This is a genomic window from Shewanella sp. TC10, from assembly GCF_009663145.1.
GTDB lineage: Bacteria > Pseudomonadota > Gammaproteobacteria > Enterobacterales > Shewanellaceae > Shewanella.
In genome coordinates, this window is record NZ_VKHR01000071.1 from 1 (window position 1) to 26190 (window position 26190).

The following is a 26190-nucleotide window of genomic DNA, read 5'->3' on the forward strand; positions in this document are numbered from 1 at the left end:
CTAATTTGAAGTTTGAGATGATTAAGATTTCTATAAAATCTATTGCTGTATCCCTGGTTTTATTATTACTAACGGCTTGTGGAACTGAAGACAAAATAGTGTCACTGGCTGGCAATACTATGGGCACGACTTACCATATCAAGGTAGTTAGAAACGATCGTTTGCCGACGACTCAATTGCTACAGGCTGAAATTGATATAGCGCTTGAGTTAGTCAATGACCAAATGTCGACATATAGACCAAAATCTGAATTATCTAAATTTAACCAACTTGGCATTAATCACAGTATCACTGTTTCTGAAGATACAATTAAAGTGTTCAAGGAAGGGTTAAGACTGTACGAAGTTACAGATGGCGCGCTTGATATTACATTAGGCCCACTGATTAACTTATGGGGCTTTGGGCCGGATAAAAGGCCTACTGATATCCCAAGTAAAGAAACAATTGATAGAGTAAAAGCCAAAGCCAATATTAACGGTTTTACTATTAATGGCTTAAAACTGACAAAAAATAATCCAGACTTATACGTGGATTTATCTTCGTTAGCAAAAGGCTTCGGCGTTGATAAAATAGCGCAACTGTTGAATAAGTATCAGGTTGAAGGATACCTTGTTGAGATTGGTGGTGAAATTAGCGTCAAAGGCGTAAAAGATGACGGTAACCCTTGGCGTATTGCTGTTGAAAAACCGTCGACACAAGGCGCTGCGATTCAGCAAGTTGTTGAACCTGGTAATATGGCGCTGGCAACATCAGGTGATTACCGCATATATTACGAAGAAGATGGCGAGCGTTTTTCACATATCATTGACCCGCGTACTGGCTACCCGATTAAACATAAGTTAGCCTCAGTAACCGTATTGCATCCAAGTAGCATGACAGCGGACGCCTATGCGACAGCTATGATGGTATTAGGTACTGAAGCATCTTTAGCATTAGCACACGAACAGAATTTACCAGTGATGTTGATTGAGAAAGATGGCGATGATTATGACGTGTTTTACAGTGAAGCTTATGCGCCGTATATTCAATAAATACGATATAATTTAAACAGTTTGATTCACTAAGCGATATTTCCAGATTAGAAGTAAACGTTGGAGAACATTATGAGTACCTTTATTGCAGCGTTCGTTGTGTTGTTATTATTTTTTCTATTGATGTCGGTTGGCTATATCATCAAAAGAAAAGCGGTTGAAGGTAGCTGCGGTGGTTTAGGCGTACTAGGTATTGAGAAAGCCTGTGACTGTGATGACCCATGTGATAAACGTAAACGTCGTATGGCGGAAGCTGAGCGAGAGGCTAAGCTGAATCAAAACCGTATTATTTAATCACTTGAACTTGTTATACAGTCAGTGAAGTAACATTTTTCTTTAACAAGAAAATGTCAAAATGAAGTCCAGATAAACAGCCGTTTATCTGGACTTTTTTTATGCCAATAAAAATCTGTTTCGTCATGGTTACAATATTTACAAAACTATTTTTATTACCCTTTGGGCTAACATTTGTGCTTATTTTTGTGATTTTGAACATGGTCAAATATTTAGCTTTAGCTGTAGAAGCGTGATTCTATTGAAGATACTGAAACAGGCTGATTTTTAAACCTAGTTAATAACCTAAGTTATAATGATAATGATTATCAATAACTAAGCTTATGATTTTAAAGGGTATTTGTGTTTTGTGAGTGTATGTACTATTCTGTTGGAAATTGATCCAGATCAATCTTGCATTTAAAGGACAAAATCATGAAAGGCCATCCAAAAGTAATTAGTCAGCTGAACCGTGTACTGACTTGTGAGTTAACTGCAATTAACCAGTATTTCTTACATGCTCGTATGTTTAAGCATTGGGGTTTAGAAAACCTCAACGAGAAAGAATACAAAAAGTCGATTCAAGACATGAAACATGCAGACAAGTTAATTGAGCGTGTATTGTTTTTGGAAGGCTTACCGAATCTTCAACAACTGGATAAGTTACGCATTGGTGAGCACTGTGAAGAGATGCTTGATTGTGATGAGCAGGCGTTAACTGAGCAATTAGTCGTGCTACGCGAAACGATCAAGCTATGTGAAGCTGAACGTGATTACGTTAGCCGCGATTTATTAGAAGACTTACTTGAAGATGAAGAAGAACACTTAGATTGGATTGAGTCTCAAAAAGAGCTAATCGGTCAAACGGGTATTCAAAACTACCTTCAATCACAAATTAAAGATTAATAGGAAATTATCATGAAAGGTAACCCAGAAGTCATCGCAGCGCTTAACTCACTATTAACGGGTGAATTGTCAGCTATGGACCAGTATTTTGTACATGCACACATGTATGAAGATTGGGGATTTGATGAATTATATACTCGTATTCTTCACGAATCAGATGATGAAAAAGCTCATGCAGCAAAACTTGTGCAACGTATTTTATTCCTTGAAGGCACACCAGATGTTGCAAGCCGTGAAGCATTAAACATCGGTAAAGATGTTGAAGAAATGCTTAAAAATGATCTTAACTACGAATACGCAGTTGCAGATCATTTACGTGAAGTCATTGCTTTGTGTGAAGCGAAAGAAGATTTTCAAACACGTGAAATTTTAGAAGTATTACTAGACGATACTGAATCAGATCACATGTACTGGTTAGAGAAGCAAATTCGTCTTATTGATCGTGTTGGCTTACAAAACTACTTACAGACAAAAATGTAATCTTATTGATAGCATTTTTCTGTTTAAGCCCAGCTTGTTAGCTAACAAGCTGGGCTTTTTTGTGTCTAAAATTTATGAAAATGCTCGTTGTTGTAAGCATTTTCTTGCTTTTATCTTACCTTGCTATCTTTAATAAACAGTCATAAGACTGTTGTTGATGTTTCAAAATATTAGTATACTGTTTTTATATACAGTATTGGTGCGCTTCGAATAAACAGCTAGTGCGCTTCGAATAAACAGCTAGTGCGCTTTGAATAAACGGCTAGTGGATTTGAACAAACATCTCGTTAGTGCTTTGCAATTGGCTTTTCAGTAAAACATAAATAGGCTTATGCTGATTAGCTAAACCTTGAAGAATCTTTAAATACTCATTCATTCACTCAACAACACTGACTAATCTAGTATGCGAAAAATTATTCATATCGACATGGATTGTTATTTTGCCGCAGTGGAAATGCGAGATTTTCCAGAACTGCGTGGTAAGCCGCTTGCTGTGGGTGGTCGAAGCGATCGCAGAGGGGTTATCAGCACCTGTAATTATGAGGCTCGTGAGTTTGGCGTACGTTCTGCTATGTCGAGTTATCATGCGCTAAAGCTTTGCCCCGACCTTACCTTAGTCCCCGGTCGAATGGATGTATATAAATCTGTATCTGTACAAATTCGAGAGATTTTTCATCGCTATACTGATTTGGTTGAACCCTTGTCGTTAGATGAAGCCTACCTTGATGTTACTGATTGTGACGAGTGCAAGGGGAGTGCGACCTTGATTGCAAAGGCTATTCGACAAGAGATTTTTGATGTCACCGGTCTAACGGCATCTGCTGGGGTAGCCCCTATCAAATTTTTAGCCAAAATTGCCTCGGATTTGAATAAACCAAACGGCCAATATGTGATCCCGCCTGATGCCATTGCTGAATTTGTAAAACCACTTTCGTTAAATAAAATACCTGGAGTAGGTAAAGTCACTTCTGCAAAGCTTGCAGCATTAGGGCTCAACACATGCGAAGATGTGCAGCGCTACCCAAATGATAAGCTAATTAATGGCTTTGGAAAATTTGGCCGGGTGCTAATCGAGAGAGCCCAAGGTATCGATAATCGTCTTATTAGCCCTAATCGAGTGCGCAAGTCAGTCGGTGTCGAAACCACACTTGCTCAAGATATTTTTACTTTAGAGCAGTGTAATAATGTGATGCCTCAGTTGATCCAAGAATTGCTTGCTCGAGTCAACCGCAGTGCGAAAGATAGAAAAATACATAAACAAGTGGTGAAGCTTAAGTTTAATGATTTTAAACAAACCACCATTGAACATCGTAGTGACGAGATAACCATTAATTTGTTTCAGGACTTATTGGCTCAGGCATTAGAGCGAGCAAATGGCCGTGGGATAAGATTGGTCGGTGTATCGGTTGGCCTAGCGGATATAGCGCTAGAAGCTCCAGAGTCATCCTATAATAATGAGCAATTGGATTTAAACTTTTAATCTATATCAACAGGCTATTATCAAACATTATTACCAACAAAAAAGCTGCCATAAGGCAGCTTTTTTAAGATAAAGACTAGTGTCTAAATTTCAATGATTAGTCTTTTGCTGGAATACGCTCAAGAACCGCTAGCAACAGCTCCCAGTATTGACCAACGGTAGTAATGTTTACCATTTCATCTGGGCTGTGTGGGAAGCGAATGGTTGGGCCGATAGAAACCATATCCATTGTTGGGTAAGGCTCTTTAAATAACCCACATTCGAGACCTGCATGAATCACCATGATTGTTGGGTCTTTTTTATAGATATCATTGTATGTGTCACGGACAATGGCCATAACTGGCGAGTTATTATCTGGTTTCCAGCCCGGGTAAGCACCCGATAAACCAATACTTGCACCCGACAGGTTAGCAAGCGCTGTTAACTGGGTTTCAATCTCAACACGACCTGAGTCGATTAGCGAGCGAATGAGACATAAGACTTCAACAGATTCATTTTCAGTGTTGATGACACCTACGTTTAATGACGTTTCAGTTACGCCTTCAACTTCATCACTCATGCGCATAACGCCATTCGGACAAGCATGAAGTAAATCAACTAAAGTATTTTGCGCATCTTCACTCATGACTTTTTCTGGCGCATCCACAGTTGCTAATGTGAGCAACATATCCGGATCGGCAATCGATAACTCTGCACGCACAATTGCTTGGAACTCAGCAATAGCATGCTCAAGTTTGGCTTTATTGTCACTTGGTAACATAAAGCTGATGCTAGCTTCACGAGGAATAGCGTTACGAAGTGAGCCGCCAGTAAAGTTAACGAGCTCTAGTGCAAGTTCGTCTGCATAGCTAAATAAAAAACGCGCCAGTAGTTTATTGGCATTGCCACGGCCTAAATGAATGTTAACCCCTGAGTGACCACCTTTAAGGCCTGATAGGGTTAGGCTGAAACTTGCGTTAGTCTGTTCAGGAGCTTGCCACGACATAGGTACGCTTAGCTGTGCATCGACACCGCCAGCACAGCCCATATAAATCTCACCTTCTTGCTCAGAATCGGTATTAATTAAAATATCAGCATCTAACATGCCAGCTTCGAGGCCAAAAGCACCTGTCATTCCAGCTTCTTCATCTATGGTCAATAACACTTCTAATGGACCATGTTTAATGTCATCTGCACCTAGTACTGCCAATGCTGACGCCATACCAATGCCATTATCAGAACCAAGTGTGGTGCCATTAGCTTTTACCCATTCACCATCGACGTAGGCTTCAATTGGATCTTTTTCAAAATTATGTTCTTTGTCTGAATTTTTTTGCGGCACCATATCAATATGGGCTTGCAGTACGACAACTTTGCGATCTTCCATACCAGGGAAGGCAGGCTTTTTAATGATGAGGTTGCCAACGCTATCTTCTACAACGCTTAAGCTTTTTGACTTTGCCCACTGCTGGATATGTTCACTTAATGCTTGTTCGAATTTCGAAGGATGAGGAATAGAACAAATTTGTTCAAACCATTGCCATAGCGGCTGAGGATATAATTGATTAATCGCTGTCACGAAGACTCCCTTATTTGTTTTTGAAGTGGGAATAGATGGCCAACAGTCTAGCATATCAAGCTAGATTGACTGTGATCTGTGACGATATGATTGTTTGTTCTATAGCAAATATATGTAAATAAATATTAACTCTCGATTGGTTTGAATTTTATATACTTTGATGATGCTTAGTGGCTATTATTTATGACTTAATTTCAAACGGTTTAAATGCAAACGGGTAAGTTTGAAACTATTTTTTTAAATGCCTAGTTTCAAAATGCTCAGTTTCAAACGATAGAATGACAAGTTGTTCATACCTCAATAAAAAATACTAAAAAGGAAGGCTCATGTTTCAAGTGAATTTAGTCGATGTTCAAAATGATGAAGCTATTTTTGAAGGTAATGGTTGGGATGCCGTTATTGTTATTGCCTCAGACTTAGACGCAATTGCTCAAGATGAAATCAAGTTGTTAGCTAATCATGCGAAACAAATCGATCAACGAATTGGTCATAGTGCGACCCTATTATTAGCCCCAGGCTTAGCGGGCGGCCGTTTAATTGTGTCACCAGTGTTGAATGCTGAAAACGAATACAGTGATGTTAACGTATTTGCTAAAGCTGCTCGCGAAGGTATTGCTATTGCAAAAGCTGCTGGCGCAGTTAAGCCTTTATTAGTCGTGAGTGAGCATAGTGATGTCCGTTACCAGTATGCAAAACAAGTAGCAGCATTAGCGTGCGGCCAAGAGTTATGGCAATCACTTGAATATCGTGAAGCTGAACAAGCTGCACCTTCAATGTTAGCTATTGGTTTATTGGTTTCAGACTCTTGTTCTGAGTTGCTTAACGCGGTTGAAACCGGAAAAGTACTTGCCCGAGACTTATGTGGAACTGAGCCTGAAAGAATGGCAGCGCCAGCATTTGCAGACTATTGTGTTGAAGCATTTGCAGGCAGCGGTTTAACTGTTTCAGTGGTTGAAGAACAAGAAGAGTTGGAGCGTGACTACCCATTACTGTGTGCTGTAGGACGGGCGTCTTTTTGTGTTCCGCGTCATCAGCCTCGGGTGGTTAAAATTGAGTATGCTGCAGAAGGGGATATTGAAAAAACCTTCTTATTCGCTGGCAAAGGGGTGATCTATGATACTGGTGGAGCGGATATAAAAGTGGCTGGCGGTATGGCTGGAATGAGTCGTGATAAAGGCGGCGCAGCAGCAGTTGCAGGTTTAATGAAAACCTTATCCATATTAAAGCCTAAAGGTATCCGAGTTATTGCAGAGTTAGGTTTAGTGAGAAATAGCATTGGCAGCGATGCTTTTGTACCTGACGAAATTATTAATAGTCATGCAGGAGTGCGAGTAAGAATAGGCAATACTGATGCCGAAGGGCGTTTAGTGTTAGCTGATTTATTATCGCATTTACGTATTAAAGCTGAATCAGCAATTAAACCACAGTTGTTTTCTGTGGCAACATTAACGGGGCATGTTGTTCGTTGTTATGGTGGCTATACCGCGATAGTTGAGAATGCGGTTTCAAAAAACATGGGCATTGGTAGCGGTATTGCTGAGATAGCCGATCTATGGGGCGAGTCAGTTGAGCTGTCTCGTTTGCGCCATGATGACTTTGCCAAGGTAAATAATATCTCTGGCCAAGGTGAGTTACTGTCTTCAAATAACGGACCTTCTGCTATTACGGCACGTGGCCATCAATATCCAGCTGCATTCTTGATTAATGCATCTGGCTTAAGTGAACATGGCTCTCAGTCTACAAAGCCATTGCCTTTTGCTCATATTGATATCGCAGGTAGTGCTACAGAAGGCCACCCACTGTACGGAAAGCCAACAGCCTCACCGTTGGTAACTTTATTACAAAACGCATTGAAGTCGATTTAGTAGTATATATTTTAATCAAGCACTATATATAGTGGCTTTGTTGCAAAAGTAACAAAGCCATTTGTCTTTATATAGTCATACAAATGTAATTTTGTTACTTTATTGGCTGTTTTAAAATTATTTTCAAATAATACTTGTAATAAAATTACAATTTGGTATTATTTATCTCGTTGAAGAGCACGGTGCTTTTCAATTCTAGTTCATCCAGGATGGATAAAGTCTCCAAGGAATCGAGTAAGAAAGTTGTCTCAATGGATTGAGTAAAAGTAAGTTCCAAGGAACCGAGCCCAGCAAGACTAGGTTTTAAACAACTTTATTTGGAGTATTTACTATGTCTTATACAGGCAATCAATATATTTATTGGCACAACACTTGGTTAAGTTCTGATGCTTTAGCAGGTGGTTTATATGCCATGACATTCAAGGGCTAACCCATCCTTGAATGAAAGCTTTACCCGTATCAACCCTTTTTTCTGTCGCCTAACGGCGAGCTTAGACAACAATAAACTAGTTCTCTATTGCTAGTTTATTTTGAAGTTTTATCACTTAATGGTGATTCAGTTTTCCCATCCCCATACCGGAAAACTTTTAAAACTTGTCAGCCTACTCATTGAGTAGGCTTTTTTTTGCCTTTATTTTATAAATTTCTTCAAATCAACCAATTAAATTGTCTTTCTAACAAATATGAGTGTTTATATTGTGAATATGGTTATGAGCCATATAAATACCTATAATCCTTGTCATTAAACTGTCACCTTTTATTCGCTCTTCACAAATTGTGAATGGGTTAAATAAGAGTTTACTACTCTCGTTCCATTCCCTTTTTCAAGGATTTAAGTTTCATGTTAGAGAAACTGTTCAAACTCAAAGAAAACCAGTCAAATTTAAAACAAGAAGTGATTGCGGGTATTACGACCTTTTTAACCATGGCGTATATCATTTTTGTTAATCCAATGATGCTTGCAGATGCCGGAATGGATCAAGGGGCTGTGTTTGTTGCTACCTGCTTAGCGGCTGCTGTGGGGTGTTTAGTGATGGGCTTAGTGGCTAATTATCCTATCGCGTTGGCTCCTGGAATGGGATTAAATGCTTTTTTCACTTATACCGTTGTGGGTGAAATGGGCTATAGCTGGGAAACTGCATTAGGTGCAGTATTCATGTCGGGTATTTGTTTTCTTATTCTATCTTTAGTGAAAATTAGAGAGTGGATTGTCAATAGTATCCCGATGAGTTTACGTCTTGGTATTGCTGCTGGTATTGGTTTGTTCCTTGCCTTTATTGGCCTTAAGGCTGCAGGCATTGTTGTTGCAAGTCCAGCAACTCTGGTCACAATGGGTGATATTACTTCATTCCCAGCTGTGATGGCTGCGTTAGGTTTCTTTTTAATTATCGCTATGGTTCAGCGTGGGCTTAAAGCTTCAGTTATTTTAAGTATTTTTATTGTGACTGCATTAGGCTTGGCCTTTGGTGACGTAACTTATAATGGCATTGTTTCTATGCCGCCATCTGTTGCACCGACCTTCATGAAAATGGACTTATCGAGTGTGCTCGAAATCAGTATGATTTCAGTGATATTTGCTTTCTTATTTGTCGATCTCTTTGATACTTCAGGCACCTTAGTTGCAGTGGCTCAGCGTGGTGGTTTCCTTGATGAAAAAGGCCGCTTACCAAGAGTGAAACGAGCACTGAGTGCTGATAGTTTAGCGACAATTGCGGGCGCGAGCTTGGGGACTTCAACAACAACCAGTTATATTGAAAGTACGGCAGGTGTGAGTGCTGGCGGACGAACGGGCTTAACAGCTGTGGTTGTGGGTATTCTATTTATTCTGGCGTTATTCTTTGCACCACTTGCTGGAATGGTACCCGCCTATGCGACTAGTGGCGCGCTATTTTATGTGGCAATTTTAATGATGTCTGGTTTAGTAAATGTTGAATGGGAAGATTTAACTGAAGCAGCGCCAGTGGTGATTGTATGTTTACTGATGCCACTGACTTTCTCTATTGCCAATGCAATTGGCTTTGGATTTATCTCTTACGCTGTCATTAAAGTTTTGACTGGTCGCTTTAAAGATTTGAATTTAGGTATTGTATTTATTGCGGCCTTATTCTTAGTTAAATTTATATATGGTTAAACAGTTGAGATGTTGGGTTTAAGTTAATTGTTTGCGTTGTTTTTACTCGCTTGCTTTGAATTTAAATCCTCAGCTACTGTTTTTACAGGCTTCAATCAATATGTCTTGTTAGCTAAAATAAATCGATTTATTGATTTTTTGTTAAGGGTTATGCATTGCATAGCCCTTTTTTATGCAGAATCATAATCTATGTCATGAATTTCTTTTAACATAGCTAAGCATTGCTATTATTCTTTAGTCTAATTAGGTATAAAAATCTTCCACTAAAATTGTTTTGTTTGGAAAGGTACCAATGTCTTACCAGCGGGTAGTAGTAAAATTAGGCACCAGCGTGCTGACATCAGGCAGTAATAAGCTTGATAAAGCGCATATGGTTGAATTAGCGCGACAAATGTCAGCGTTAGTTCGTTCTGGCGTTGAAGTTGTGCTTTGCACATCAGGCGCAATAGCTGCAGGGCGAGAGCACCTTAAATACCCCGAACTCCCCAATGACATGGCCCACAAACAACTTCTTGCAGCTGTCGGACAAAGTCAGTTAATTCTTGCTTGGAGTGAAGTCTTCAGCATTTACGGCTTGCATGTCGGTCAGCTGTTGCTTACTGGCGCTGATTTACATGATCTTGAAAGATACATGAATGCAGGCGATACGATTAATGTCTTGTTAGAAAACAACATTATTCCAGTCATTAATGAAAATGACGCCGTTGCGACCACTGAGATTAAAGTGGGCGATAATGATAATTTATCTGCCAGAGCGGCATTGCTATGTGATGCCGATCTGTTAGTGCTACTGACGGATCAAAAAGGTCTGTTCGATGCAGATCCGAGAACTAACCCCAATGCCAAATTAATCACAACCGTAGCCACCATTGACGACAACTTACGTCAGTTAGCTGGCGGTGCAGTATCAGGGCTTGGCACTGGTGGTATGGCCACAAAATTGGAAGCCGCAGACATCGCTAATAGAGCCGGTGTTGAGGTGGTGATTGCTTCAGGCCATCATCCAGAAGTTCTCACTAAAATTGCTAGCAAAGAAGCAATTGGCACTCATTTTAGTGCGATTAAAAACCCACTAAGTTACCGTAAACAATGGATCTTGGTAGGACCTGCTACAGAAGGTCGATTTATACTTGATGACGGTGCATGTCATGCGGTGGTTGAAACTGGAAGCAGTTTACTATCGAAAGGTATCGTCAGTATTGAAGGTGAATTCGAGCGTGGTGCGATTGTGTTATTGACCGATCAATCTGGCAATGAATTAGCTAAAGGTTTAACCCGTTACTGCTCACGTGCGATGAAGCTTATTGCAGGCAATCATTCAAATCAAATTGAAGAATTAATTGGTTACGATTATGGCGCTTCTATAGTGCATCGAAACGATATGGTTCTATTAGACTGCGAACAATTTAAAGGAAGTAAACATGCTTCATAAAGAGTACTTAAATACATTAGGCAAGCAGGCAAAAGCGGCAAGCTTTGCGTTGGCAAATCTATCTAGCCAGAAAAAGTCTGAGTTATTGCACTGTATTAGTGAACAACTATCACTGAATAGTGAATCTATCTTGGCTGCCAATGCAAAAGATGTTGCCGCAGCTAAAGAAAATGGTTTAACAGATGCCATGATTGATCGCTTGTTATTAGATAATGATAGATTAAGCGGCATCATCGCAGACATTGATAATGTCATTAATCTTGCAGATCCTGTCGGAAGTGAATCGAGCAGCCAGCTGCTAGACAATGGATTACGTCTAACCCAACGCCGAGTGCCTTTAGGGGTTGTCGGAGTGATTTATGAAGCTCGACCTAATGTGACTGTTGATATTGCGGTGCTGGCATTAAAAACCGGTAATGCGGTGATTTTACGTGGTGGCAAAGAAACACTGACTTCTAACCAAGTATTAAGTGATGTCATTCGTAAAGCATTAACCCTTCAAGGCTTGCCTGAAAATGCAGTTCAGTTAATTAATTCAACAGATAGAGAACTGGTAACTGGATTACTCACCTTAGATCAGTATGTTGATATGATTATTCCACGTGGTGGGCAAACGCTGCAGCGTTTGTGTGCAGAAAAAGCCAGTATTCCTGTCATTCTAGGCGGTATTGGTATCTGTCATTTATACCTCGATAAAATGGCAGATCTTAGCCGCAGTGCTGAAGTCATTATCAATGCCAAAGTACAGCGACCAACAGTATGTAATGCATTAGATACTCTATTGGTTCACCAAGCTGTAGCCGCTGAATTTTTGCCAAGGTTATTTGCACAAATGTCGGCACTAGGCGTTAGCTTTTATACTTGTGAAAAAACCAAAGCTTTGGTTGATACTCAAGCTTTTGAAGTCCATTCAGCAACAGATGAAAGCTATTCAACTGAATGGTTATCGCTGACATTGGGTGTGAAGGTGGTAGAAGAGATTGATGAGGCAATCGATCATATCCGTAAACATTCAAGTGGCCACTCTGAAGCGATTTTATCTGATGATATTAATGCCACTTGTCACTTTATGAATCAAGTCGACTCAGCTGCTGTGTATGTCAATGCGAGTACTCGATTTACTGATGGCTCGCAATTTGGCCTAGGCGCTGAAGTTGCTGTCAGTACACAGAAATTACATGCTCGTGGGCCAATGGCACTCGATGCGTTAACCACATACAAATGGTTAGCAACAGGTGACTACACTGCGCGCGGTTAACTTGGTTTTGTATACAGGCTGTTAGCATTGATAAAAGCACTTCGGTGCTTTTTTTGCTTTTTAGCATGCTATTTTGAAGAGGGGTTATGCTTTTAAGTAGAATATTTCAGCTAGTGAATCTCAGATTAGCTCTAAATATTAAGCTGTTAAAAGTAAAACTAGCTGTAAATTACTGGGTGTAAATTACTGGGTGTAAATTACTGATTGTAAATTAAGTGGCTTGGCATGGGAGGAATAGATAGGCGTAAATATGTGGCATAACACCAAACGCCAAAACTACTTAGGGTCATAATAATGGCCGCAATTCTGGTGGCTTGTACATACTCCTTCATATACGGAAAATACTTTGTTTGAATGCGATTGGTAAAATAAACTGCAGGAAAAATGAAAACACAGATATACATAGCTGGATACTGAGTGGAACTGTCGCCATTTAAATACTCGAAAAGCATGATGCATACCGTAATTAATAAACTGGTAATACGGATCCTTGTTTCCACAGCATCACTAAAATTCCATCGAGGCATTCCCATTGCCATTTTCTCCATCACTTTTATTTGTCTGCAACATATTAATAACAAGTAATAAGCTGGCTGACAACTAGCATGCTAACGTTAAGTGCTGAAGGTCGATCTTTTAACCTTGATGGTTAACTCTTAAACTGAACTTAGCTTAATTATTATCTCATTTTTAAGGTCTCGAACCTTATTCATTGGCATATCGAGTTTTTGATATCCGCATCAACTTAGGTAACAGTTTCGGGAGGACTTTTTGTAGCATTAACCCCGATAAAATAAAGCATAAACCAATATATGTACTGACGGTTATTTGCTCTTTTAAAATTACCGATATTAACCCAACTGACAGCACAGGGGTTAAAAATACCAGTGTGGTGATATTAGAGGTTTTATTGGTGGTTTTAAGCGCCATTAGCCATAGTACGAACGTTAACCCCATTTCAAAAAGCCCAACATACATACCTGCAGTAAGTGCTGACCAGCTAATGAACTCAATCGGCTGATGGAGCATCATGGCAACCGTTACAAAGGGTAAGCCTATTAAAAAGCTCAGTAGCAAACTAACAATAGCATCGCCATCATCTTTAGTGTTAATGACCCAATAAAAGCACCAAATCACCGTGCTGCTTAGCACAAAAGCGATGCCTGTTGGGCTGTCAAAGTTGAAACTGGTAAGGTTACCGCCGCTCGCAATCACATACACACCGCTATAAGCAATGATGGCAGCGACTACGTCAGTCTTTGTTAGTTTATGACCCAGTAAAGGCACAGCCAGAATAGGCAGTAAAATAGCCCAAGTGTAATTGAGTGATAAAGCTTGCTGGGCAGGGAGCAAATCATAGGCTTCGAATAATACGTAATAGTAGAGAAATGGATTAAGTAACCCTGTGAGTAAATAAAAAAATGGTCGATGAATAAACTGCTTGGCGATTAATCCAAACTTTCCTTGAGCGACGACAATTACGCCTAACGCAAATATAGACGTCATAACGGCAACAAAAACTAATTGCAGCGGTGTGAAGTAGCCAAGTGCAATTTTAAATGCAGTCGCAACAGTCGACCACAGTAATACCGCCAACAAGCCATATATGTAAGCTAGAGAAGTGTTCGACAATGTCTTTCCTATTTGAAAATAAAACGCAGGATTAATATTTTTCGAGATTGTATGCAATATACAAAGTGGGCGCACTCTTTATTTTCAATTTGCTTAAGATATTTTTAATAAAATTTACGATCTAGCCCTTGTAATTCAGATCGCTGTCCCAATATATGCAGTAAGGCTGATATGAGAGGCAAAAAAATTAGGACTTGAATTTACAAATCCTGACCCCATATCAACAACCATAAGCAAATTTAGAAACACTAAAATTTTATATTTCGGAGATCCTCATGGGCAAAATTATTGGTATTGACTTAGGCACAACGAACTCTTGTGTTGCTGTCCTTGATGGCGACAAAGCTCGCGTAATTGAGAACGCTGAAGGCGAACGTACTACCTCTTCAATCATCGCATACACTGAAGATGAAACATTGGTAGGTTCACCAGCTAAACGTCAAGCGGTTACCAACCCAACAAACACTTTCTTCGCGATTAAGCGTTTAATCGGTCGTCGTTTTAAAGATGACGAAGTTCAACGTGACGTTGACATCATGCCTTTCAAAATCATTGGTACTGACAATGGTGATGCATGGGTTGAAGCACACGGTAAGAAAATGGCTCCACCACAAGTTTCTGCTGAAATCTTGAAAAAGATGAAAAAGACTGCAGAAGACTTTTTAGGTGAAGAAGTAACTGAAGCAGTTATTACTGTTCCTGCTTACTTTAACGATTCACAACGTCAAGCAACGAAAGATGCTGGTCGTATTGCTGGTCTTGATGTTAAGCGTATCATCAACGAACCAACCGCTGCTGCATTAGCTTACGGTATCGATAAGAAGCAAGGCGACAATGTTGTTGCTGTATACGATTTAGGTGGTGGTACTTTCGATATCTCTATCATTGAAATCGATAGCAACGATGGTGACCAAACTTTCGAAGTACTTGCAACTAACGGTGACACTCACTTAGGTGGTGAAGATTTCGATAACCGTTTAATCAACTACTTAGCTGATGAGTTCAAAAAAGAGCAAGGTCTAGACTTACGTAATGACCCGCTAGCGATGCAACGTGTTAAAGAAGCTGCAGAAAAAGCGAAAATTGAACTTTCAAGCACGACTCAAACAGAAGTTAACCTGCCTTACATCACTGCTGATGCAACAGGTCCTAAGCATTTAGTTGTTAAGGTTACACGTGCGAAATTAGAGTCTTTAGTTGAAGACTTAATTCAACGTTCTTTAGAGCCTCTAAAAGTTGCTTTAGCGGATGCTGACTTATCAGTTTCAGATATCAATGAAGTGATTCTAGTTGGTGGTCAAACACGTATGCCTAAAGTACAGGCAGCAGTAACTGACTTCTTCGGTAAAGAGCCACGTAAAGATGTTAACCCAGATGAAGCTGTAGCAGTAGGTGCGGCAATTCAAGCTGGTGTTCTTTCTGGTGATGTGAAAGATGTATTGTTACTTGACGTAACACCACTTTCATTCGGTATCGAAACTATGGGTAGTGTAATGACTCGTCTAATCGAGAAAAATACCACTATTCCTACTAAAGCACAGCAAGTTTTCTCAACTGCAGACGACAACCAAAGTGCAGTGACTATTCACGTACTTCAAGGTGAGCGTAAGCAAGCGAGCTACAACAAATCTTTAGGTCAATTCAACCTTGAAGGTATTGAGCCAGCTCCACGTGGTCAGCCACAGATTGAAGTTGTATTTGATATCGATGCCGATGGTATCTTGAATGTATCAGCAACTGATAAGAAAACAGGTAAAGCACAAAACATTACTATTAAAGCTAACTCTGGTCTAAGCGACGAAGAAGTAGAGCAAATGGTACGTGATGCTGAAGCACATGCTGATGAAGATGCTAAATTCGAAGAGTTAGTTCAAGCGCGTAACCAAGCTGATGGCATGGTTCACGCTACGAAGAAGCAAATCGAAGAAGCAGGCGAAGCACTACCTGCAGAAGAAAAAGAGAAAATTGAAGCTGCAATGGCTGAAGTTGATACCGCAACTAAAGGTAACGACAAAGAAGCGATTGATAAAGCAACTCAAGCATTAATGGAAGCGTCAGCTAAGTTAATGGAAATTGCTCAAGCGAATGCACAAGCGCAGCAAGGTGAAGCTCCAGCACAAGATGCACAAGAAGCTAAGCCTGAAGATGACGTTGTTGATGCTGAGTTTGAAGAAGTAAAAGACGACAAAAAGTAAGCTAATTAGTTAGTTAACTTTCAGGCGGGCGTTGGGAGAAATCTCTAACGCCCGTTCGTACAATACCTGCTTGAGAAAACTGAGATTATGTCAAAGCGAGATTATTACGAAGTTCTAGGTGTCGGTCGCGATGCTAGTGAACGAGAAGTCAAAAAAGCCTATAAGCGTTTGGCGATGAAGTTTCACCCGGATCGCAATCCTGGTGATGAAGAAGCTGAAGCAAGCTTTAAAGAAGTTAAAGAAGCTTACGAAATTCTAACCGATGCCAATAAAAAAGCGGCTTATGACCAATTTGGTCATGCTGGTGTTGATCCTAATCGCGGCGGCGGTGGTCATGGTGGCGCTGGTGATTTCGGTGATATCTTCGGTGATGTGTTTGGTGATATTTTTGGTGGCGGTCGCCGTGGTGGTCAACGTCAAGCTGCTCGTGGTAGTGACTTACGTTACAACCTTGAGCTGTCACTTGAAGAAGCTGTTCGTGGTTTATCTAAAGAGCTACGCATTCCAACACTTGCAGCATGTGACTCTTGTGACGGTAGCGGCGCTAAAAAAGGTACTTCGGCTACAACATGTGGTACATGTCATGGTCAAGGCCAAGTGCAAATGCGTCAAGGCTTCTTTGCTGTTCAGCAAGCGTGTCCAACTTGTCATGGTCGCGGTAAGATCATTAAAGATCCATGTAACAAGTGTCATGGTGAAGGTCGCGTAGAAAAGAGCAAAACCTTATCAGTAAAAATTCCTGCTGGTGTTGATACAGGTGACCGTATTCGCTTATCTGGCGAAGGAGAAGCTGGCGAGTTTGGTGCACCTCCTGGTGACTTATATGTTCAAGTTAGCGTTCGTGAGCACGCTATCTTTACTCGTGATGGCAACAACCTATACTGTGAAGTGCCTATTTCATTCAGCAAAGCTGCCCTTGGTGGTGAGATTGAAGTACCAACACTTGATGGTAAAGTAAATCTTAAAATCCCAGCTGAGACGCAAACTGGTCGTATGTTCCGTATGCGCGGCAAAGGCGTTAAGTCAGTACGAAGTCATGCAGTTGGCGATTTGCTTTGTAAGGTTGTGATGGAAACGCCAGTTAATCTTAACGAGAAACAAAAAGAATTGTTGCGTGAGTTTGAAGCGACATTAACCGGTGAATCAAAGAAACACAGCCCAAAAGCTGAGGGATTCTTCGACGGTGTTAAAAAATTCTTTCACGATTTAAATAGCTAATTATTGCTATAGTCATAAATCGTCACAGATAATTGAAAGGCTGATTACTTTGGTAAGCAGCCTTTTTTATTGCCAGTAATGTTAATTTAGTCGCAATTAACTAGTCACAATTAACTAGTAGCAATTAACGTTTAAGCATTTCACATTTTAGTTTTTCAAATTTTAGTATTAAGCGCTTTTGTATTTGAGCTTGGACTTTATCCTATTTAGGGCTATCCCATGTCGTTTTCATCTTTTCTACTTAACCCCAAATTAATCGATGCGTTGCCTGCTTCTGTTGAAAGTGCAACTGATGTGCAAGCCCGTGCTATTCCCGCTATTTTGAGCGGAAAGGATGTGATAGCGCTGGCGCAAACCGGCAGTGGAAAAACATATGCTTTTGGTTTGCCTATTTTGCACAGCATTAGTCAAAATAAATTGCAGAAAAACTTAGCGTCATCACCGGAATCTATTTCAGGTTTGATTATCGTGCCGACAAGGGAGTTAGCCAAACAAGTGGCTGATGACTTAGCAAGAGTATCTGCAGGCCTAAATGTTCGTGTTGATACTTTGTGCGGTGGTGAAGATTTAGAGCTACAAGTTAAGCGATTAACTATACCCGCCAGTTTAATTGTCGCAACACCGGGTAGGTTACTTGCGTTAGTAAAACAAGCTTCAGTATCGCTTAATGAGGTAAAGTATTTAGTGCTTGATGAAGCGGATCGCTTGTTAGACATGGGGTTCATTGCAGATATTAATGCGCTTATTGCGCTTATGCCTGAAAGACAGACAATGTTGTTTTCTGCAACTATGCCAGAGCCTTTAGATAAACTAACTAAACAAATTTTATCAGTAGATAGGCTGCGGATTGAGACAAGTGCGGTTAACTCAGCTGTAGAAGATATTGCTCAAACTATTTATCACATCAATAAAGGCAGTAAAGCTAAAGCGTTAATTGAGCTGATTAAGCACAACGATTGGTCTCAAGTTGTAGTGTTCGTTAATGGCAAATCCGATGCTGATGGCTTGTGTAAAAAGCTAACTAAAGCAAAAATAAATGCCGCTGCGCTCCATGGTGATAAAGAGCAAGTCATGCGCGCTGAGATACTGCAAACATTTAAGACAAAGCAGCTTAATGTATTAGTGGCGACAGATGTTCTGGCGCGCGGTATCCATATTGATGCCTTACCCGTTGTGATCAATTTTGATTTACCTGACCAAGCAGCAGTGTATGTACACCGTATCGGCCGCACAGCTAGAGCGGGACTCAGTGGCGTTGCTATATCGCTTATTAGTCATGCTGAAATGCAAAACTTATCAGCTATTCGAGCGCTTACTGGCCTAGTGCTACCTTTGAGCGAACTTGAAAACTTTCCTGTGACTGATAAACCTGTTGATCCCAATAGCAAAAGACCGCCTAAGGACAAACAAGCTAATAGACGCACGGCAAAAAAACGCAGTATTCGTGATTTTTCTAAAACTAGAAAAACTAACTCAATTAATACTAAATGAAATAAAGCTAACTGAGCTGAGGTCACCGCAGCGTAAGTTAACTCATTGGGAAATAAATCAATGGCCGATGAGTCACTTTGCTGATTCAGAATTCACCAACTGATCCTAATTGGGCTTGGCATTTGAGTGTTACCGATTGCAGCAATAGTTTAAAATAGTTGCAAATAGATAGGGTTATTCGTAACAAATCATGATTTTAAGGGATGAAAATGAATAAACTGGCGTTGATATTAGGTGTCTCTATATTGCTGGCGGGTTGTGCTACTACTAAGTCGCCAACGGGGCGAAGTCAGGTGTTGTTATTTGATAAAAATCAGATGACAGAAATGGGTGCGCAGTCTTTTTCTTCAATGAAAAAAGAGCAAAAAATCAGCAGTGATAAACAAAAGACTGCCTATGTAAATTGTGTGGCTAATCGAATTACTGCGGTACTGCCTGATCAGTCTTTGCAATGGGAAGTTGTGCTGTTTGATTCTGAGCAAATTAATGCCTTTGCTTTGCCTGGAGGTCATATAGGGGTTTATACCGGATTACTGACCGTGGCAAACGATCCTGATCAACTTGCAACTGTAATAGGCCATGAAGTAGCACATGTATTGGCAAGACACGGTAATGAACAGGTGTCCCGTGCACAATTAACCAACACAGGCATGCAACTGGCTGATGTGGCGTTGGGTGCGGGCGGTGTATCTAATAAAGATATGTATATGGCAGGTTTAGGTTTAGGGGCTCAAGTGGGTATTTTGCTTCCTTTTGGACGAGATCAAGAAAGTGAAGCAGACGAGCTTGGTTTAGAACTTATGGCGAAAGCGGGTTTTAACCCTGCAAAAAGCGTCACTTTGTGGCAAAACATGGCGAAAGCAGGGGGAGAGCAAGGGCCTGAATTGTTTTCAACTCACCCGTCACACTCTACTCGTATTTCTGATTTAAAGGCACTGCAAACTAAAGTCACGCCTTTATATTTAACCGCGAAAAAACAAGCCTTAAATCAATGCCAGTAAAGCTTGTGAAAAATAGTCATAATCACCGCAGATTAGCGCACATCACGCTATAAAGTGTGGTAAACTGCCCCGCAAATTTTAACTGATGAATTGAGAGTATAAAAGTTATGTCAGAGTTCAACACAATGGAACAGCAAGCAAGTTACGGTGTAGGTCGTCAAATGGGTGAGCAACTAGCTGCTAACTCTTTCGAAGGTATCGATATCCCTGCTGTACAAGCTGGTCTTGCTGATGCATTTGCTGGTAAAGAAAGCGCTGTTGCAATGGAAGACTTACAAGTGGCTTTCACTGAAATCAGCCGTCGTTTACAAGCTGCTCAAGAAGAAGCTGCTGCAGCTGCTTCTGCAGAAGGCGAAAACTTCCTAGCTGAAAATGCTAAACGTGAAGGCATCACAGTAACTGATTCTGGTCTTCAGTATGAAGTTATTGCTCAAGGTGAAGGTGAAAAACCAACTCTTGATTCAACTATCCGTGCTCACTACCACGGTACTTTCATTAACGGTGAAGTATTCGATAGCTCTGTAGCTCGCGGCGAGCCTGCTGAATTCCCAGTTTCTGGCGTTATCGCTGGTTGGACTGAAGCATTACAACTAATGCCAGTTGGTACTAAGCTTAAATTATTCGTTCCACAACACTTAGCTTACGGCGAACGTGGTGCTGGTGCTTCAATCCCGCCATTCTCGGCGTTGGTATTTGAAGTAGAATTACTAGAAATCGTTTAATGATTAACGCCTAAGTAAGACTTAGGCGTTTTTGTATCACTGGGAGAAAGACATGACTGCAAAAGTAAGAGTCGCTGTTGTTGGTGCCAGTGGCCGTATGGGTCGCACATTGATTGAAGCTGCAAAGCAACATGAAATGATATATCTAGGTGCCGCGGTTGAACGCACAGGTTCTACACTTATTGGTGTAGATGCTGGTGAGTTGGCTGGCGTAGGTACTATGAATGTCGCGATTACAGATTCATTAGACATAGCATCAGAACACTTTGATGTATTAATTGATTTTACCTCTCCAGAATCGTCGCTTGTTCACCTTGATTGGTGTTCAAAAAATAATAAGGCGATTGTGATTGGTACAACAGGTTTTAATCATGCTCAAAAAGAGATGATTAATGCGTTTGCTGAACAAACACCTGTTGTGTTTGCTCCTAATATGTCTGTTGGTGTTAATTTAACGCTAAAACTATTAGAGCTGACGGCTAAAGTCATGGGTGATTACACAGATATCGAGATTACAGAAGGGCATCATCGCTATAAGAAAGATGCACCATCTGGCACGGCATTAAAAATGGGTGAAGTGATTGCTGATACCCTAGGTCGAGATCTTGAAGAGTGTGCTGTTTATGGTCGTGAAGGTATGACCGGTGAACGTGATAGAAATACCATCGGTTTTTCTACTATACGTGCTGGTGATATTGTTGGTGATCATACAGTGATGTTTGCCGATATTGGTGAGCGAGTCGAAATAACCCATAAAGCGACTAGTCGAATGACATTTGCTAATGGTGCAATGCGTGCAGCCTATTGGTTATCCGATCAGGATTCAGGCTTATACGACATGCAGCAAGTGTTAGGTCTCAATTAATATTTAAAAAAACCACCTTCGGTGGTTTTTTTTTGGAAATAAATTTTCCCAAAATAAAATAACTAAGCATAGACGCTTTAACTTAATTCATATAAAATCGCTGGAATTTGCCAAATTTTCGTAAGTTGGTAGATTTGTAAAAATTAAATACAAATAATTTCAGTGGCTTGGCTCTTTTTTTTGGAGGTCGCGTTGACACAGTCTGCCTTACTCGTACTCGAAGATGGAACCGTATTCTCTGGCACAGCAATTGGTGCCGATGGACTTACTGTTGGTGAAGTAGTTTTTAATACTTCAATGACAGGCTATCAAGAGATTTTAACGGATCCATCATATTCTCGCCAGATCGTAACTTTAACTTACCCTCATATCGGTAATACCGGCACAAACGATGAAGATTTAGAATCTGATTCAGTTCATGCATGTGGTCTTATCATTAGGGATCTACCTCTATTAGCCAGCAACTTTCGTAACCAGCAGTCATTAAGCGATTATTTAAAGTCGAATAATGTTGTGGGTATCGCGGATATTGATACACGTAAATTAACTCGTATTTTACGTGAAAAAGGTTCGCAAGCCGGCTGTATTATGGTTGGCGATATCGACGAAGCTAAAGCATTAGCTGCAGCCAAGGCATTCCCTGGTTTAAAAGGCATGGATTTAGCCAAAGAAGTCACGACTGAGTCTACTTATCAATGGCGTAAAGCTAGCTGGCGTTTAGTTGGCGGTTTACCTGCTGAGACTCCAGAGTCAGAACTTAAATATAAAGTTGTCGCTTTTGATTACGGCATTAAACGTAACATCTTACGCATGTTAGTTGACCGTGGTTGTGATGTGACCGTAGTACCTGCACAAACTTCTGCTGCAGAAGTACTAGCAATGAATCCTGATGGGGTTTTCCTATCAAATGGTCCTGGAGATCCAGAGCCATGTGATTACGCTATTACGGCTATTCAAGAAATTCTAAAGACTGACATTCCAGTGTTTGGTATTTGTCTTGGTCACCAGTTGCTAGCATTAGCATCAGGGGCTAAAACCTTGAAAATGAAGTTTGGCCATCATGGTGCTAACCATCCTGTGAGCAATATTGAAAAAGGTAATGTGATGATTACCAGCCAAAACCATGGTTTTGCTGCTGATGAAGCCACGCTACCTGCGAACATCAAAGTGACTCATAAGTCATTATTTGATGGTTCACTTCAAGGTATTCACCTTACTGATAAGCCAGCGTTTAGTTTCCAAGGCCACCCAGAAGCGAGCCCTGGACCGACAGATGCGTCACCACTGTTTGATCACTTTATTGATTTGATTGAGCAATTTCGCCAAAACGCTAAATAGTTAGGTCACTCGGAGAAGATAGAAGCAATGCCAAAACGTACTGATATTAAAAGTATTCTAATCCTAGGCGCTGGTCCAATTGTGATTGGTCAAGCGTGTGAATTTGACTATTCAGGTGCTCAAGCGTGTAAAGCGCTACGTGAAGAAGGTTATCGAGTTATCTTAGTTAACTCTAACCCAGCTACCATTATGACCGACCCTGAAATGGCCGATGCGACTTATATCGAGCCAATTCATTGGGAAGTGGTTCGTAATATTATCGCTAAAGAAAAGCCTGACGCGATATTACCTACAATGGGTGGTCAGACTGCACTTAACTGTGCACTTCAACTTGAGTCTGAAGGTGTTCTGAAAGAATTTAACGTTGAAATGATTGGTGCGACAGCTGACGCAATTGATAAAGCTGAAGACCGTAGTCGTTTTGATACCGCAATGAAAGCCATTGGTCTTGAATGTCCTCGTGCTGGTATTGCTCATACAATGGAAGAAGCGCACGGTGTATTAGACCAAGTTGGCTTCCCATGTATTATCCGTCCTTCTTTCACCATGGGTGGTAGTGGCGGTGGTATCGCATACAACAAAGAAGAATTTGAAGACATTTGTTCTCAAGGTCTTGAGCTTTCACCAACTAGCGAGTTATTGATTGATGAATCGTTAATTGGTTGGAAAGAGTACGAAATGGAAGTAGTTCGTGACCGCAACGATAACTGTATTATCGTTTGTGCTATCGAAAACTTCGATGCGATGGGGGTTCACACTGGTGATTCAATCACAGTTGCTCCAGCGCAAACTCTAACAGATAAAGAATACCAGTTGATGCGTAATGCTTCTTTAGCAGTATTGCGTGAAATTGGTGTTGAAACCGGTGGTTCAAACGTTCAGTTTGGTATTTGTCCAAAGACCGGCCGAATGGTCATCATTGAGATGAATCCACGTGTTTCTCGCTCATCTGCATTAGCATCTAAAGCAACAGGTTTCCCGATTGCTAAAGTGGCAGCCAAATTGGCTGTAGGCTTTACCCTTGATGAGTTAATGAATGATATTACTGGTGGTCGTACACCAGCATCATTTGAGCCTGCAATTGATTACGTTGTTACTAAGGTTCCTCGCTTTAACTTCGAGAAATTTGCTGGTGCTAATGACCGTCTAACGACGCAAATGAAGTCAGTTGGTGAAGTGATGGCGATTGGCCGTACTTTCCAAGAGTCGCTACAAAAAGCATTACGTGGTCTTGAAGTCGGTCGTAACGGTTTTGATTCTGTTATCGATATTTCATTGCCAGAAAGCATGCAGCAAATTCGCCATGAATTAAAAGAGCCTGGTGCTGACCGTATTTGGTACATCGCCGATGCATTCCGCGCTGGCCTTAGTCGTGATGAAATTTTCAGACTGACTAACGTTGACCATTGGTTCTTAGTTCAAATTGAAGACTTAATTGCTCAAGAAGCAAAAGTTTCAGAAGTGGGCATGTCTGGTCTTAACCAAGAGTTCTTACTTAAACTTAAACGCAAAGGTTTTGCCGATTCACGTTTAGCTGAAATCTTGGGTGTGAGTGAGACTGAAGTTCGTAAAATTCGTGATAGCTACGGTATGCACCCTGTTTATAAGCGTGTTGATACTTGTGCGGCGGAATTCGCGACTGACACTGCTTATATGTACTCAACGTACGAAGAAGAATGTGAAGCTGCGCCATCAACGCGCGACAAAGTCATGATTCTTGGTGGCGGTCCTAACCGTATTGGTCAAGGTATTGAGTTTGATTACTGTTGTGTTCACGCTGCATTAGCATTACGTGAAGACGGTTACGAAACTATTATGGTTAACTGTAACCCTGAAACAGTATCAACTGATTACGATACATCTGACCGTTTATACTTTGAACCGGTTACGTTTGAAGATGTACTTGAGATTGTACGTATTGAAAAGCCAAAAGGCGTGATTGTTCAATACGGTGGTCAGACTCCACTTAAACTTGCTCGTGCACTTGAAGCAGCAGGCGTGCCTATCATTGGTACAAGCCCAGATTCAATTGACCGCGCAGAAGATAGAGAGCGCTTCCAGCAAGCGATCCAGCGTCTTGAAATGAAGCAACCTGAAAATGATACTGTGACAACGGTTGAAGGTGCGGTAATTTCAGCTGAGCGTATTGGTTACCCATTAGTTGTTCGTCCATCATATGTACTGGGCGGCCGCGCGATGGAAATCGTTTATGACGAGCAAGATTTACGTCGCTACTTCAATGAAGCTGTTAGCGTATCGAACTCATCTCCAGTATTGCTTGATCGCTTCTTAGATAACGCGATTGAAATTGATATTGATGCTGTTTGTGATGGTGAAATCGTGGTTGTTGGTTCAATCATGGAACACATTGAGCAAGCCGGTGTTCACTCAGGTGACTCAGGTTGTTCATTACCGCCGTACAGCTTAAGTGAAGACGTGCAAAACCGTATGCGTGAGCAAGTTGCAAAATTAGCAATGGAATTACGCGTTATTGGTTTGATGAATGTTCAGTTTGCGGTTAAAGATGATGAAATCTACATGATTGAAGTTAACCCGCGTGCTGCACGTACAGTCCCGTTTGTTTCTAAAGCAACTGGCATTCCATTAGCGAAAATTGCCGCTCGTGTTATGGCGGGTCAAAGCTTAGCGTCGCAAAACTTTACTAAAGAAGTCATCCCACCGTATTTCTCAGTGAAAGAAGTGGTATTGCCATTTAACAAGTTCCCAGGTGTTGACCCAATGCTTGGCCCTGAAATGCGCTCAACGGGTGAAGTCATGGGCGTAGGTGACACATTCGCTGAAGCCTATGCTAAAGCACAGCTTGGTGCTACAGCAGAAGTGCCTAAGTCTGGCCGTGCGTTAATTTCTGTTCGTAACAGTGATAAAGCACGTGTCGCTGAACTTGCTGCTGAGCTGATTGAGTTGGGTTATCAAATTGATGCAACTCATGGTACTGCAGTTATTCTAGGCGAAGCGGGTATTAACCCTCGTCTAGTTAACAAGGTACACGAAGGCCGTCCACATATTCTCGACCGTATTAAGAATGGTGAATACACTTACATCATCAATACGACAGAAGGGCGTCAAGCGATTGAAGATTCTCGTCAAATTCGTCGTGGTGCACTACGTTACAAAGTGAACTATACAACGACGCTAAATGCTGCCTTTGCTACTTGTATGGCGCATTCAGCTGATGACAGAAATAACGTGAGTTCTGTACAAGAACTTCATGAAAGAGTTGCGAAAAATTAATTTTATTTAATTAATTGCTGATTTGATTAAAAAGGCTGCATTCGAATGYAGCCTTTTTAATC

General features: G+C 40.9%; 20 protein-coding genes. 17 read left to right on the forward strand and 3 right to left on the reverse strand.

The window, feature by feature from the left end:
- Positions 1 to 5 precede the first annotated feature (5 nt).
- The 5 genes from FNZ24_RS18830 to dinB all read left to right on the forward strand — a co-directional run bounded on the left by FNZ24_RS18830 (position 6) and on the right by dinB (position 4170).
- A complete protein-coding gene (locus tag FNZ24_RS18830) occupies positions 6 to 1031 on the forward strand; it encodes an FAD:protein FMN transferase (protein ID WP_416384854.1) in 1026 nt (341 codons plus the stop codon).
- Between the two features lie 72 nt (positions 1032 to 1103).
- Entirely contained in the window at positions 1104 to 1325 is a 222-nt protein-coding gene (gene nqrM, locus FNZ24_RS18835) for a (Na+)-NQR maturation NqrM (RefSeq protein WP_153916370.1), read from the forward strand.
- A 414-nt stretch (positions 1326 to 1739) separates the two neighbouring features.
- Complete coding sequence (bfr, locus tag FNZ24_RS18840) at positions 1740 to 2210, forward strand: bacterioferritin (RefSeq protein WP_153916371.1); 471 nt, start codon at positions 1740 to 1742, stop codon at positions 2208 to 2210.
- A 12-nt stretch (positions 2211 to 2222) separates the two neighbouring features.
- Entirely contained in the window at positions 2223 to 2690 is a 468-nt protein-coding gene (bfr, locus tag FNZ24_RS18845; protein WP_153916372.1) for a bacterioferritin, read from the forward strand.
- Positions 2691 to 3093: 403 nt separating this feature from the next.
- The gene (dinB, locus tag FNZ24_RS18850; protein WP_153916373.1) at positions 3094 to 4170 is read left to right on the forward strand and encodes a DNA polymerase IV; all 1077 of its coding nucleotides are present in this window, start codon (positions 3094 to 3096) and stop codon (positions 4168 to 4170) included.
- Between the two features lie 97 nt (positions 4171 to 4267).
- Here the strand turns inward: dinB and FNZ24_RS18855 are convergent, their stop codons facing one another.
- Positions 4268 to 5728: an aminoacyl-histidine dipeptidase gene (locus FNZ24_RS18855; protein ID WP_153916374.1), complete on the reverse strand. Its 1461-nt coding sequence runs from the start codon at positions 5726 to 5728 to the stop codon at positions 4268 to 4270.
- Between the two features lie 326 nt (positions 5729 to 6054).
- Here FNZ24_RS18855 and FNZ24_RS18860 point away from each other — a divergent pair, with 326 nt between their 5' ends.
- The 4 genes from FNZ24_RS18860 to FNZ24_RS18875 all read left to right on the forward strand — a co-directional run bounded on the left by FNZ24_RS18860 (position 6055) and on the right by FNZ24_RS18875 (position 12414).
- Complete coding sequence (locus tag FNZ24_RS18860; RefSeq protein WP_153916375.1) at positions 6055 to 7593, forward strand: leucyl aminopeptidase family protein; 1539 nt, start codon at positions 6055 to 6057, stop codon at positions 7591 to 7593.
- A gap of 841 nt (positions 7594 to 8434) precedes the next feature.
- The gene (locus FNZ24_RS18865; RefSeq protein ID WP_153916376.1) at positions 8435 to 9724 is read left to right on the forward strand and encodes an NCS2 family permease; all 1290 of its coding nucleotides are present in this window, start codon (positions 8435 to 8437) and stop codon (positions 9722 to 9724) included.
- A 292-nt stretch (positions 9725 to 10016) separates the two neighbouring features.
- Entirely contained in the window at positions 10017 to 11156 is a 1140-nt protein-coding gene (proB, locus tag FNZ24_RS18870; protein ID WP_153916377.1) for a glutamate 5-kinase, read from the forward strand.
- Entirely contained in the window at positions 11146 to 12414 is a 1269-nt protein-coding gene (locus FNZ24_RS18875; RefSeq protein ID WP_153916378.1) for a glutamate-5-semialdehyde dehydrogenase, read from the forward strand. The genes proB and FNZ24_RS18875 overlap by 11 nt, the downstream gene beginning before the upstream one ends.
- Positions 12415 to 12611: 197 nt before the next feature.
- Here the strand turns inward: FNZ24_RS18875 and FNZ24_RS18880 are convergent, their stop codons facing one another.
- Both FNZ24_RS18880 and FNZ24_RS18885 read right to left on the reverse strand, forming a co-directional pair.
- On the reverse strand, positions 12612 to 12941 hold the full coding sequence (locus FNZ24_RS18880; RefSeq protein ID WP_228768548.1) for a hypothetical protein: 330 nt from the start codon (positions 12939 to 12941) through the stop codon (positions 12612 to 12614).
- Positions 12942 to 13119: 178 nt separating this feature from the next.
- Positions 13120 to 14046 carry a DMT family transporter gene (locus tag FNZ24_RS18885; protein WP_153916380.1) on the reverse strand — a complete coding sequence of 309 codons (927 nt, stop codon included), beginning with the start codon at positions 14044 to 14046 and terminating at the stop codon, positions 13120 to 13122.
- Positions 14047 to 14321: 275 nt separating this feature from the next.
- Between FNZ24_RS18885 and dnaK the strand changes: the two genes are divergently transcribed.
- The 8 genes from dnaK (at position 14322) to carB (ending at position 26128) form a co-directional block, all read left to right on the forward strand.
- On the forward strand, positions 14322 to 16241 hold the full coding sequence (gene dnaK, locus FNZ24_RS18890; RefSeq protein WP_153916381.1) for a molecular chaperone DnaK: 1920 nt from the start codon (positions 14322 to 14324) through the stop codon (positions 16239 to 16241).
- An 87-nt stretch (positions 16242 to 16328) separates the two neighbouring features.
- Positions 16329 to 17459, forward strand: a complete 1131-nt coding sequence (gene dnaJ / locus FNZ24_RS18895) for a molecular chaperone DnaJ (RefSeq protein WP_153916382.1) — start codon at positions 16329 to 16331, stop codon at positions 17457 to 17459.
- Positions 17460 to 17678: 219 nt separating this feature from the next.
- Positions 17679 to 18950: a DEAD/DEAH box helicase gene (locus tag FNZ24_RS18900; protein WP_153916383.1), complete on the forward strand. Its 1272-nt coding sequence runs from the start codon at positions 17679 to 17681 to the stop codon at positions 18948 to 18950.
- A gap of 203 nt (positions 18951 to 19153) precedes the next feature.
- Positions 19154 to 19951, forward strand: coding sequence for a M48 family metallopeptidase (locus FNZ24_RS18905; protein ID WP_153916384.1), 798 nt, complete (start codon positions 19154 to 19156; stop codon positions 19949 to 19951).
- A gap of 107 nt (positions 19952 to 20058) precedes the next feature.
- Positions 20059 to 20673, forward strand: coding sequence for an FKBP-type peptidyl-prolyl cis-trans isomerase (locus FNZ24_RS18910; RefSeq protein ID WP_153916385.1), 615 nt, complete (start codon positions 20059 to 20061; stop codon positions 20671 to 20673).
- A 52-nt stretch (positions 20674 to 20725) separates the two neighbouring features.
- On the forward strand, positions 20726 to 21538 hold the full coding sequence (dapB, locus tag FNZ24_RS18915) for a 4-hydroxy-tetrahydrodipicolinate reductase (RefSeq protein ID WP_153916386.1): 813 nt from the start codon (positions 20726 to 20728) through the stop codon (positions 21536 to 21538).
- 180 nt (positions 21539 to 21718) lie between these two features.
- Positions 21719 to 22876, forward strand: coding sequence for a glutamine-hydrolyzing carbamoyl-phosphate synthase small subunit (gene carA, locus FNZ24_RS18920; RefSeq protein WP_153916387.1), 1158 nt, complete (start codon positions 21719 to 21721; stop codon positions 22874 to 22876).
- Positions 22877 to 22903: 27 nt separating this feature from the next.
- Positions 22904 to 26128, forward strand: a complete 3225-nt coding sequence (carB, locus tag FNZ24_RS18925) for a carbamoyl-phosphate synthase large subunit (RefSeq protein ID WP_153916388.1) — start codon at positions 22904 to 22906, stop codon at positions 26126 to 26128.
- Positions 26129 to 26190: the final 62 nt, after the last annotated feature.